Here is an 11560-nt window from a genome sequence, read left to right on the forward strand (position 1 = left end):
CCTCGCCCGCGGCGACCTGCTGGAGACCTGGGAGGAGTCCACGCGCGCGTGGAGGGCCGTTTCGGGACTACCGCAGGCTCAGGGCTTCAGCAGCAGTGTGTCGTTCGTGCTGTCCTCGACCGCCTTGTCCGTGAAGGACCAGTCGAGGAGTTCGCCGTCGACCCACTTGCCCGTCTGGTCGGTGTAGTGGTCGCTGAAGGCGTGCCCTGAGGCTCCCGTCAGGTTGATCCACTTCGACTTGTCGAGGTCGCCGAGGTTGACCACCATCCGCATCGACGGCACCCAGACGACGCCGTAGCCACCCGCCGCGTTCCAGCCGGTCGCGTTGACCGTCGCCTCGCCGCCGCCGAGCTTCCAGGGGCCGCGGTTGAGGATGTACTGCAGGAAGCCGGGGCCCTCGGTGCCCAGGGTCTGGTTCTTCAGGAACAGGCGGTGCAGCCGGCCCCAGCTCCAGGTGTCGATATCCTTGCCGAGCTTGGCGGTCAGCTCCCAGCGCGCGTCCGTCATGGCGCGCCCGAACAGCTGGTCGCGGTTGGTCGCGGCCTTCTCGGTACGGGTGGCCGGCGTGCTCCACCAGTCGTTGTCCGTGTCGTTGATGATCTTGCGGACCACCTCGAACCAGCGGTCGCCGCCGTCCGGCTGCGCCTGGTCCGCGTCCCGCTGACCGCACTCCAGGACACGCTGGTCCGCGTCGGCGGGGCTGGTGGTGTTGACCGGCTTCACGTAGAGGCACTGGCCCTTGACCCGCACCTCCTTGGGCAGCTTGTTGCCGAAGGCGAGCTTCAGGATGTTGCGCCAGACCGCGTTGAAGTAGGCCGCCGCGGCCGAGTCGGCGTCCTGGGTGTAGTCCCAGCCCACCAGGAGCTTCTGCGCCTCGCGGACGTACTTGTCCTTGACGTCGATCGCCAGCAGCTTGGGCACCAGCAGCCTGGCGATCTCGCTGCTGTTGTCCAGCTGCATCTGGCGCATGTCGTCGGTGGAGATCTTGCCGCCACCCTTGATCTTCGAGGCGATCAGGTCGGCGATGCGCTGGCTGCGGGTGCCGTAACCCCAGTCCGTGGTGAGCGTGTAGGGGTACTCGGCCTTGTCGACGACGGCCTGGTTGGCGGTCACGATGTAGCCGCGCGCGGGGTCGAACTCGAAGGGCAGTTCGGACTGCTTGAGGTAGCCGGTCCAGCGGTACTTGGAGTCCCAGCCGGGGACCGGGAGCGAGCCGTCGTCGCCCGCCGCGCGCTTGGGGATGAGTCCCGGCAGCTGGTAGCCGATGTGGCCCTCGGTGTCCGCGTAGACGAGGTTCTGCGAGGGCACGTCGAAGGAGGCCGCCGCCGCGCGGAACTCGGTCCAGTTGGACGCCTTGTCGATCAGGAAGACGGCGTCCATGGAGGTGCCGGGGTCCAGCGCGGTCCAGCGCAGCGCGATGCCGTAGCCGTCGCCCCGGTCGGGGGCGGAGGCGTCGACGGTGGCCTTCTTGCCGACCTTGACCAGCTCGTCGTCGCGGTCCGACAGCAGGGGCCCGTTGTCGGTCTCGCGGACGACGATCGTCTTGGACGCGCCGCCCGCGACCTTGATGGTCTCCTCGCGCGTGGTGAAGGGCTTGGTCCTGTTGTCGACCAGGTAGCCGTCGCCGGAGAGCTTCTCCAGGTAGAGGTCGGTGACGTCGGCGCCCGAGTTGGTCATGCCCCAGGCGATGTCACCGTTGTGACCGATGATCACACCGGGCATGCCCGCAAAGGTGTACCCGGAGACGTCGTACTGGCACTTGGCGGAGACGCTGCGGCAGTGCAGGCCCATCTGGTACCAGACGGACGGCAGCGACGGCGACAGGTGCGGGTCGTTGGCCAGCAGCGGCTTGCCGGTGATGGTGTGGGCGCCCGAGACCACCCAGGAGTTGGAGCCGATGCCGTTGCCGTTCACACCGACGGCCGTCGGGACATCGTCCAGGACCCGGTAGAGGCCCTCCAGCTGACTCTGGAGCGCCGCGGAGTCCACGGAGGCCGAGGACGACGTACCGGACGTGTCCGAGGACGTCGACTGCGTGCTCGTGCCGTCGCCGCTCTTGACGAACGTCTGCGACGAGGCGTCGTACTCGCCCTCCTGGACGATCGGCTTGTTCCGGCTGTACGGGTACTCCGGGTACAGGTCGGCGATCTGCTGCGGGCCGAGGCGGCTGGTCAGCAGGGAGCGGTCGATCTCGTCCTGCATGTTGCCGCGCAGGTCCCAGGCCATCGCCTTCAGCCACGCGACCGAGTCGACCGGGGTCCACTCCTGCGGCTTGTAGTCGTTGCTGAACCCGAGGGCCGCGTACTCCAGGGAGATCTCCGCGCCGTCCTTGCCCTTGAGGTAGGCGTTGACCCCCTTGGCGTAGGCCTGGAGGTACTTCTTCGTGGCGGCCGACAGCGTCTTGTCGTACTCCTCCTTCGCCACCCGGTCCCAGCCCAGGGTGCGCAGGAACTCGTCGTTGTCGACCTGCCCCTTGCCGAACATCTCGGAGAGCCGGCCCGACGTCATGTGCCGGCGTACGTCCATCTCGTAGAACCGGTCCTGCGCCTGGACGTAGCCCTGCGCCATGAACAGGTCCTCGTCGGAGGAGGCGTAGATCTGCGGGATGCCGTAGCTGTCACGCTTGACGTCGACGGGCCCCGACAGGCCTTCGAGCGAGATTGAGCCCTTGGTCTGCGGGAAGGAGGCCCGGACGGTGCTCACGGACCAGAACGCGCCGTAGGCGACGCCTCCGATGATCGCCAGAACCAGGACGATCACGAGCAGTCGGGCTTTGCGCCCCTTCTTCCTGCCGGACTTGCCGGGCTTGTGGCCGGAAGAGCTGGTGGTAGTGGGGGGCATCGCTGTCCTTGCTGTCCTAACGCGAGCGGCAGGCGGTACTGGAGTGCTGGAGCAACCATAGGCGCAGGGCCCGACGCGACTTGACGCGGAGTCGGGTACGCGAACGGACGGGCGTTCGATCATGCCTGTGGAAGCGTCAAGAAATCGTCAAGAGTTAGGTAAGGTAACGAAGTACTTGGGTACGAGGTGGCCCCACCTCGTGTCCGATGTACATGACCCGCGCGCGTGCCGCGCCGGGCCAGTGAAGGGAACGGCCGCTGACTGTCCACCATCTCAACCAGCTCCTGCTCGTCTGCTCGCTCGTCCTCCTCGTCGCTGTGGCAGCGGTTCGGATCTCCTCGCGCAGCGGGCTCCCCAGCCTGCTCGTTTACCTGGGGATCGGCGTCGCCATGGGCCAGGACGGCATCGGCGACATCCACTTCGACAACGCCGAACTGACCCAGGTCATCGGATACGCGGCCCTGGTCGTGATCCTGGCCGAGGGCGGACTCGCCACGAAGTGGAAGGAGATCAAGCCCGCGCTCCCGGCCGCCTCCGCGCTGGCGCTGGCGGGGGTCGCGGTCAGCGTCGGGATCACGGCGACGGCCGCGCACTACCTGATCGGGCTGGAATGGCGGCAGGCGTTCATCATCGGGGCGGTCGTCTCCTCGACGGACGCGGCGGCGGTCTTCTCCGTCCTGCGGAAGATCCCGCTCCCCGCGCGCGTGACGGGCACTTTGGAGGCCGAGTCGGGCTTCAACGACGCCCCCGTGGTCATCCTGGTCGTCTCGCTGTCCACCGCGGGCCCGGTCGAGCACTGGTACACGCTGCTGGGCGTCATCCTCCTGGAGCTGGCCATCGGCGCGGCCATCGGCATCACGGTCGGCTGGCTCGGCTCCTGGGGCCTCAGGCACGTGGCCCTGCCCGCGTCCGGCCTCTACCCCATCGCCGTGATGGCGATAGCCGTCACCGCGTACGCCGCCGGCGCCATGGCCCACGGCAGCGGCTTCCTCGCGGTCTACCTGGCCGCCATGGTCCTCGGCAACGCCAAACTGCCGCACTGGCCGGCCACCCGCGGCTTCGCCGACGGACTCGGCTGGATCGCCCAGATCGGCATGTTCGTCCTGCTCGGCCTCCAGGTGACCCCGCACGAGATGGGCGACGACATCTGGCCGGCGCTCGTCATAGGCCTGGTCCTGACCATGGTGGCGCGCCCCCTGAGCGTGTTCGTCAGCCTGACGCCGTTCCGGGTGCCGTGGCAGGAGCAGACTCTGATGTCCTGGGCCGGACTGCGCGGCGCGGTGCCCATCATCCTGGCGACGATCCCCATGGTGAGCGGCATCGAGGACAGCCGCCGCATCTTCAACATCGTCTTCGTCCTGGTCGTCGTCTACACCCTCGTCCAGGGCCCGACGCTCCCCTGGCTGGCCCGCAAACTGCACCTCGGCAAGGGCGCGGAGGCCGCCGACCTCGGTATCGAGTCGGCCCCTCTGGAGCGACTGCGCGGGCATCTGCTGTCCGTCGCGATCCCCGACGGCTCCAAGATGCACGGCGTCGAGGTGGGCGAGCTGAGACTGCCGCCGGGCGCTGCGGTCACCCTCGTCGTCCGCGATGAAAAATCGTTCGTTCCGCTTCCCACCACGGTCCTGCGCCGCGGTGACGAACTCCTCGTCGTGACCACCGACCCGGTCCGCGACGCGACGGAACGCCGCCTGCGGGCCGTCGGCCAGGGCGGCAAGCTGGCCCAGTGGCTGGGCACGGCGGGCAACGGAGAAGAGGCGTGACGCACCTCTCCGCTTCCTTTCAGAGGTGTAGGCCGCCGATGCCCCTGTACAGTGAAGGCGCACCCTGATCGAACCAACTCTGTCTGAAGCAGAGCTGGCGCGACCGTATGGCGGCCGGGACATCCTCTGCGGGGGCGTCGGCATCTACCGCAGTCCGCGCAAGAGGACAGCTCTCGGCGCCGCCCGCACGCACGGGGCCGCGCTACCAGGCAGCAGAAAGGCACGGCCGTGGCATCCACGGTCACCTACGGACAGCTGCTCCGCACCCCCGGCGCCTGGACGTTCCTGCTCCCCGGTTTCGCCGCGCGACAGCCGTTCGCGATGCTCACCATCTCCATCGTGCTGCTCGTCCAGCACACCACCGGCTCGTACGGCACCGCCGGCGCCGTGGCCGCCGTCACCGGTGTCTCCATGGCCCTGTGCGCGCCCTACGGGGGCCGCCTCGCCGACCGCTACGGACAGCGCGCGGTGCTCGTCCCCGGCGTCGTCCTGCACACGCTGTCCGGCCTCGCGCTGACGACGCTGGCGCTGACCGGCGCCCCCTTGTGGACCCTGTTCGCCGCGGCCGTCCTGACCGGCGCCTCCACGCCCCAGATCGGCCCGATGGTCCGCGCCCGCTGGGCGGCGAAGCTCCAGGACTCGCCCCTGATGCCGACGGCGGCGGCCTTCGAGTCCGTCACCGACGAGCTGACCTTCGTCTTCGGCCCGCTGCTCGCGACCGCCCTGTGCACCGCCGTCGACCCGGCGGCCGGCCTGGTCACCGAGGCCGCCCTGACCCTCCTCGGCGGCCTGCTGTTCGCGGCGCAGAGGAGCACCCAGCCGTCGGTGGCCACGGACAAGGACGGTTCGCTGAGCGGGCAGTACGCGCGCGTGGAGCGCGTTTCCGCACTGAGCGTCCCCGGGATACGCGTCCTGATCTTCGCCTTCCTCGGCATCGGCGCCGTCTTCGGCGGGATGCAGGTCTCGCTCGCCGCGTTCAGCGAGTCCACCGGCAACCCCGGCCTGAACGGCGTCCTGTACGGGGTCTTCGCCGCCGGCAACATGCTCTCCGGCCTGGTCTGCGGAGCCGTCGCCTGGCGCATGGCCCCGCAACGGCGCCTGGTCGCCGGGTACGCGGCCCTCGCGGTCACCGCCTCCGGCCTGTGGGCGGCCGACTCCGTCCTGACCCTCGCCGGGCTCGGCCTCCTGGTCGGCATGTGCATCGCGCCCGCGCTGATCACCGGCTACACCCTGGTCGACGCTCTGGTCCCGGCCGGCGCCCGCACCGAGGCGTTCACCTGGCTGACCGGCGCGGTCGCCCTCGGTCAGGCGGCGGCCGTCACCGCCGCGGGCCAGCTGGAGGACCGCCTGTGGGCCGGCGCCGGGTTCCTGGTGCCGATGGGCGGCACCCTGCTGGCGCTGGCGACCCTGGTGGCCCTGCGTTCACGGCTCGCACCGCGGGCGACGATCCGCCCGACGAGCCTGACCGTGGCACGTGGCGTCGGTCACCGCGTGCCGGTGACAGTGGACTGATCGGCGGGAATACGTCACTATGGACGATCGTTAGCACTCATCGAGTGAGAGTGCCAGGAGGAAGACACAGTGCCGACCTACCAGTACCAGTGCACCGAGTGCGGCGAGGGCCTTGAAGCGGTGCAGAAGTTCACCGACGACGCCCTGACCGAGTGCCCCAGCTGCAACGGCCGCCTCAAGAAGGTGTTCTCCGCGGTCGGCATCGTCTTCAAGGGCTCCGGCTTCTACCGCAACGACAGCCGTGGCTCCTCGTCGAGCAGCGCGCCCGCGTCGAAGCCGTCGACGGCCACTTCTTCGTCGTCGTCCTCGGACTCGTCGTCGAGTTCGTCCAGCTCCTCGTCGTCCGGCTCGGGCTCGTCGTCGAATTCGTCCAGCTCCTCGTCGGGCTCCAGCAGCTCGTCGAGCACCAGCTCGGCCGCGTAGCACCACCTCTCTTGCCCCACGGGACCCTGTCGTCGTACGACGACAGGGTCTTCGGTGTCTCCGCGCGGCCGCCGAACAGGTTCTAGGGTGCGGGCATGGTGAATCAGGCGAATCCCGGGAGCGCCACGAGCGCCGAGATCGGTGTGATCGGTGGCTCCGGCTTCTACTCCTTCCTCGACGACGTGACCGAGATGCATGTGGACACGCCGTACGGATCTCCCAGTGACTCCCTGTTCCTCGGCGAGGTCGCCGGCCGCCGGGTCGCCTTCCTGCCCCGGCACGGGCGCGGGCACCATCTTCCGCCGCACCGCATCAACTACCGCGCCAACCTGTGGGCGTTGCGCTCGGTCGGCGTGCGCCAGGTGCTCGCGCCGTGCGCGGTGGGCGGTCTGCGGCCCGAGTACGGCCCGGGGACACTGCTCGTGCCGGACCAGCTGGTCGACCGTACGAAGTCCCGGGTGGGCACGTTCTTCGACGGCCTGCCGCTGCCCGGCGGGGCCGTCCCCAACGTGGTGCACGTGTCCCTCGCCGACCCCTACTGCCCGGTCGGCCGCAAGGCGGCCCTGGAGGCGGCGCGCGGGCGCGACTGGGAGCCGGTGGACGGCGGCACGCTGACCGTGATCGAGGGACCGCGGTTCTCCACGCGTGCCGAATCGCTCTGGTACCGGGCACAGGGCTGGTCGGTGGTGGGCATGACGGGCCATCCCGAGGCGGGTCTCGCCCGTGAACTGGAGCTGTGCTACACGTCGTTGACCCTCGTCACCGACCTCGACGCGGGTGCGGAGACCGGTGAGGGCGTCTCGCACGAGGAGGTGTTCCAGGTGTTCGCGGCGAACGTGGACCGGATGCGGGGCGTGCTGTCCGACGCGGTGGCGGCGCTGCCGGAGAGTGCCACGCGGGACTGCCTGTGCACGAAGGCGCTGGGCGGGATGGATCCGGGGTTCGAGCTGCCGTAGCGGGCCGAGATGCGAGGCTGGGTCCAGGGCTGGGTCCGGGGGCTGGAGCGGGTCGGCGGAGCGGAACTTCCCGTTCGGGTGAGCGAGTTGTCCACAACCCGTGAGTAACACACAGGCCTGAGCGGGGTTCGCCGAAAAGCCTCATCGTGGGGGCGCAAGCAGCTCCCTCGTCACAGGTGGTGGTCCCCATGTCTCCCGTACGTCCCGTGCATTCCGTGCGTTCCGTTCCGCTCGTCCCCCCGCCCTGCGAGGTGCCGCACTTCGCCCCCGTGCGGGTGCGCGGCGGGCGGTATCAACTGCGGCGCCTGGTACGGAATCGGAGGCGGGCGCTGGCCCTCGGGCTCGCCGTCACGGCTGCCGCGATCGTGGCGGCGGGCCCACGCGAGACATCGGGTCCGCCACCCGACGCCGGACGGGTCCGGGGGCATCCCGTGGAGGATCCCGTACGGGAGCGGCGCGCGGTCGAGATGGTGACGGCGCCGGTGCGGATCGCCGACGCGGCCACGGTCCGGCTGCTGCGGCCCGGTGACCGGGTCGACGTCATCGCGGCCGAGGAGTCGCCGACGGGCACCGACGCCCGGGTGGTCGCGCACCGGGCCCGGGTGACGAAGGTGCCGCCGGCCACGACGCCCGAGGACAGCGTGGCCGAGGGCGGGGCCCTGGTCGTGCTCTCGGTGCCGCGCACCACGGCGTCCCGGCTGGCCGGCGCGGGCGCGACGGCACGGTTGGTGGTGACGGTGTGGTGATTCCCGTAGTGAACGTCGGGGTGAAAGTCGGGATGAACGTTGGAGTGAACCCTGACGTGATCGCTTCGAACCGACTGGCGTCAAGTCCCTCGTTGGAGCCGCCCAATTGGACATGGCCGCCACAGGTTGACGTAGGTTGCGGAACTGTTTGTTCCACCATTTGCGTGTACGAGGAGAGGCCCCGCGGTGAGCGAGAAGAAGCAACCGAGCGTCTGGGACGGCTTCAAAGCCTTCCTGACGCGCGGCAACGTCGTCGATCTGGCGGTCGCGGTAGTCATCGGTGCCGCGTTCACCAACATCGTCAACTCGGTGGTGAAGGGCGTCATCAACCCGCTGGTGGGGGCGTTCGGGACCAAGGACCTCGACAAGTACAGCTCGTGCCTGAAAGCACCGTGCACGGTGGAGGAGGACGGCACGGTCACGAGCGGTATCCCCATCATGTGGGGCACGGTTCTCAGCGCCACGCTCACCTTCGTGATCACCGCGGCCGTCGTCTACTTCCTGATGGTCCTGCCCATGTCGAAGTACCTGGCCCGGGTGGCCGCGCGCCAGAAGGCGAAGGAGGGCGCGCAGGAAGTCATCGAGGTGAGCGAGCTGGAGGTCCTCAAGGAGATCCGCGACGCCCTGGTCGCCCAGCGGGGCTCCGGGCACGACGAGCGTTAGCGACCGCGCCGGACCCCGGACCGGGGTGGTTCGGCCCGGTTCAGATGTGGTGGGGCGGCTTCTCGTCGAGGAAACGCTTCAGGTCGGCCGCGCTGTCGCCACCGCCCTCACCCGGGCGCTCGCCCCACCCACGGTCCGTGTCGTCCGACGACTGCTGGTCCAGCGGGTCGTCGAAGATCAGCGCGGGCTTCGGGGCGCGCGGTTCGGGGGCGGCGGGGCTGCTCATGACTCCAGGGTACGTCCCACCTGCCGGGCCCGGTCCGGGCCGTGGGGCGCCCACCGGATCACGATCACGCTCCGGCGCCGCCCTTCGGCCTGCGCACGGCGGGCTCATCTGCTGTGCTGGGTCGTATGACGTCTTCCCCCGCAGCCGGCGGCGTCGGCCGCGATGCGCCCCTGCGCAAGCTGACCGCGCGCGGACGCGGCGAATCGCACCGGGTCGCCTCGCCGCTGGAACTCTTCTTCGACCTCTGCTTCGTAGTGGCCGTCGCCCAGGCGGGCGTCCAGTTGGTGCACGCCGTGGCCGAGGGGCACGCGGGCGAGGGCATCCTCAACTACGCGATGGTGTTCTTCTCCATCTGGTGGGCCTGGATGAACTTCACCTGGTTCGCCTCGGCGTACGACAACGACGACGTGCTGTACCGGATCGTCACGCTGGTCCAGATCGCCGGCGTCCTGGTACTGGCGGCCGGGATCTCACGGGCCTTCGAGGACCACGACTTCCTGATCGTCTGGCTCGGCTATCTGATCATGCGGCTGCCGATGGCCGCCCAGTGGCTGCGGGTTGCCCGCTCGGCCACCGGCGCCGAGCGGACGATGGCCCTGCGGTACGCCGGTGGCGTGCTCCTCTGTCTGGTCGGCTGGCTGGGCCTGGTGCTCCTGCCGGAGTCCGCCCGCCCCTGGCTGTTCCTGGTGATGGCGCTCGCCGAACTGGCGGTCCCCGTCTACGCGGAGAAGAGCTTCGCCACGTCCTGGCACCCGCACCACATCTCCGAGCGGTACGGGCTGTTCACCATCATCGTGCTGGGCGAGGCGATCGCGGCGGCGACGGTGGCCGTGAAGTCGGGGGTGGAGGAGAACGACGCGCTGGGCGAGCTGCTGCCGATCGCGGCGGGCGGGCTGCTGATCGTGTTCTCCGCCTGGTGGATCTACTTCTCCGTCCCCATCCACGGGCACCTGCGCTCCAACAGGCAGTCGTTCCTGTGGGGTTACGGCCACTATCTGATCTTCGCGTCGGTGGCCGCGATCGGCGCGGGCCTGGAGGTGGCGGTCGAGCAGGGGGTCGGCAAGGCACACATCTCCACGCTGGCCGCGTCGGCGGCCGTGACCCTTCCTGCAGCGCTCTACCTGATCACCGTCTGGGCCCTGCACTCGCGCTACTTCAAAGTGGGCACCGCCCAGCAGCTGGTCCTGCCGACCACGGCGTTGCTGGTGATCGTGTGCACGTTCCTGGGCGACTGGGGGGTGCTCGCGGCGGGCGTCGTGTCGGCGCTCGCGGTGGCAACCGGGGTGACACTGACCGCCCGGACGGTGGCCGAAGACACGCAAGTGGCGAAGAAGGGCTGAGGAAGCAGCGGAAAGGGGCGCTGGACAAGACTGGGCGTCATGACAGTTGACGCTCTGACAGATGTGGCCGGCCTGCGAGTGGGGCACGCGACGCGTATCGGCGACGGATGGCTCACCGGCACGACGGTCGTGCTCGCGCCGGAGGGCGGAGCCGTGGCGGCCGTGGACGTGCGGGGCGGCGGACCCGGCACCAAGGAGACCGACGCCCTGGATCCGCGCAACGTCGTGCGCACTGTCGAGGCGGTGGTGCTGACGGGCGGCAGCGCGTACGGGCTGGACTCGGCGTCGGGGGTGATGGCCTGGCTGGAGGAGCGGGGGCGCGGGGTGCGGGTCGGACCCGATGCCGGGCACGTCGTGCCGGTGGTGCCCGCCGCCTGCGTCTTCGACCTGGGCCGGGGCGGCGACTTCCGGGCCCGGCCGGACGCGGCCACCGGTCGGGCGGCCGTCGAGGCAGCCGCCGCGAGCGAGCTGGGCGCGCCGGTGCCGGAGGGATGCGTGGGCGCCGGTACGGGGGCGGTGGTCGGACATCTCAAGGGCGGGGTCGGCACCGCGAGCACCGTACTGCCGTCGGGGATCACAGTGGCGGCGCTGGTGGTGGCCAACGCGGCGGGGTACTCGGTGGATCCGGAAACGGGGGTGCTGTACGGGGAGTTGTTCGAGGGGCGGCGGGTCGAGTACCCGGCGGCCGGGGTGCACGAGGCGGCGCAGCGGCGGCTGGCCGAGGTCGCCGTCGCGACCCCGCTCCCCCCGCTGAACACGACACTCGCGGTGGTCGCGACCGACGCGGCACTGTCGAAGGCACAGGCCCAGAAGGTGGCCGGCACGGCACACGACGGCATCGCACGTGCCGTACGCCCGGTCCATCTGCTGACCGACGGGGACACGGTGTTCACGCTGGCGACAGGGACACGCCCACTGGCCGAGGACAACCCACTCGCCCTGAACGAGATCCTGGAGGCGGGCGCGGACCTGGTGACCCGGGCGATCGTCCGGGCGGTGCGGGCGGCGGGGTCGGTGGTGGGGGCGGGTGGGGGGTGGCCTTCGTATGGGGAGTTGTACGGGGGGCGGTAGCGGGAGGGAGGGGGCAGGG

At 70.1% G+C, this 11560-nt stretch carries 10 protein-coding genes; 8 read left to right on the plus strand and 2 right to left on the minus strand.

Going from position 1 to position 11560, the window contains the following annotated elements:
* Positions 1-78 precede the first annotated feature (78 nt).
* Entirely contained in the window at positions 79-2841 is a 2763-nt protein-coding gene (locus ACWDR4_RS48885; RefSeq protein WP_450418536.1) for a penicillin acylase family protein, read from the minus strand.
* Positions 2842-3098: 257 nt separating this feature from the next.
* On the opposite strand from ACWDR4_RS48885, the gene ACWDR4_RS48890 reads away from it, so the two are divergent.
* The 6 genes from ACWDR4_RS48890 to mscL all read left to right on the plus strand — a co-directional run bounded on the left by ACWDR4_RS48890 (position 3099) and on the right by mscL (position 8904).
* Positions 3099-4604 carry a potassium/proton antiporter gene (locus ACWDR4_RS48890; protein WP_450418549.1) on the plus strand — a complete coding sequence of 502 codons (1506 nt, stop codon included), beginning with the start codon at positions 3099-3101 and terminating at the stop codon, positions 4602-4604.
* 228 nt (positions 4605-4832) lie between these two features.
* Positions 4833-6116, plus strand: a complete 1284-nt coding sequence (locus ACWDR4_RS48895; RefSeq protein ID WP_450418537.1) for an MFS transporter — start codon at positions 4833-4835, stop codon at positions 6114-6116.
* A gap of 69 nt (positions 6117-6185) precedes the next feature.
* Positions 6186-6539, plus strand: coding sequence for an FmdB family zinc ribbon protein (locus ACWDR4_RS48900; RefSeq protein WP_450418538.1), 354 nt, complete (start codon positions 6186-6188; stop codon positions 6537-6539).
* A gap of 95 nt (positions 6540-6634) precedes the next feature.
* Positions 6635-7495 (plus strand): S-methyl-5'-thioadenosine phosphorylase, encoded by an 861-nt coding sequence (locus ACWDR4_RS48905; protein ID WP_450418540.1) that lies wholly within the window; start codon positions 6635-6637, stop codon positions 7493-7495.
* Positions 7496-7683: 188 nt separating this feature from the next.
* Positions 7684-8241, plus strand: coding sequence for a hypothetical protein (locus ACWDR4_RS48910; protein WP_450418541.1), 558 nt, complete (start codon positions 7684-7686; stop codon positions 8239-8241).
* Positions 8242-8427: 186 nt separating this feature from the next.
* Positions 8428-8904: a large conductance mechanosensitive channel protein MscL gene (mscL, locus tag ACWDR4_RS48915; RefSeq protein ID WP_450418543.1), complete on the plus strand. Its 477-nt coding sequence runs from the start codon at positions 8428-8430 to the stop codon at positions 8902-8904.
* Positions 8905-8944: 40 nt separating this feature from the next.
* Here mscL and ACWDR4_RS48920 read toward each other — a convergent pair whose 3' ends face one another.
* The gene (locus tag ACWDR4_RS48920; protein ID WP_450418544.1) at positions 8945-9130 is read right to left on the minus strand and encodes a hypothetical protein; all 186 of its coding nucleotides are present in this window, start codon (positions 9128-9130) and stop codon (positions 8945-8947) included.
* A gap of 125 nt (positions 9131-9255) precedes the next feature.
* Here ACWDR4_RS48920 and ACWDR4_RS48925 point away from each other — a divergent pair, with 125 nt between their 5' ends.
* Together ACWDR4_RS48925 and ACWDR4_RS48930 are read left to right on the plus strand one after the other, a co-directional pair.
* Positions 9256-10470, plus strand: coding sequence for a low temperature requirement protein A (locus tag ACWDR4_RS48925; protein ID WP_450418545.1), 1215 nt, complete (start codon positions 9256-9258; stop codon positions 10468-10470).
* Between the two features lie 39 nt (positions 10471-10509).
* Complete coding sequence (locus ACWDR4_RS48930) at positions 10510-11541, plus strand: P1 family peptidase (RefSeq protein WP_450418547.1); 1032 nt, start codon at positions 10510-10512, stop codon at positions 11539-11541.
* The last annotated feature ends 19 nt before the right edge of the window (positions 11542-11560 follow it).

It is taken from the genome of Streptomyces sp. NPDC000878, from assembly GCF_053599695.1.

Excerpts from the sequence above, each read along its gene's own strand:
- ACWDR4_RS48885 (WP_450418536.1), bottom strand. The coding sequence starts at position 2,841 with ATGCCCCCCACTACCACCAGCTCTTCCGGCCACAAGCCCGGCAAGTCC.
- ACWDR4_RS48905 (WP_450418540.1), top strand. The coding sequence starts at position 6,635 with ATGGTGAATCAGGCGAATCCCGGGAGCGCCACGAGCGCCGAGATCGGT.
- ACWDR4_RS48930 (WP_450418547.1), top strand. The coding sequence starts at position 10,510 with ATGACAGTTGACGCTCTGACAGATGTGGCCGGCCTGCGAGTGGGGCAC.
- ACWDR4_RS48925 (WP_450418545.1), top strand. The coding sequence starts at position 9,256 with ATGACGTCTTCCCCCGCAGCCGGCGGCGTCGGCCGCGATGCGCCCCTG.
- ACWDR4_RS48920 (WP_450418544.1), bottom strand. The coding sequence starts at position 9,130 with ATGAGCAGCCCCGCCGCCCCCGAACCGCGCGCCCCGAAGCCCGCGCTG.
- ACWDR4_RS48910 (WP_450418541.1), top strand. The coding sequence starts at position 7,684 with ATGTCTCCCGTACGTCCCGTGCATTCCGTGCGTTCCGTTCCGCTCGTC.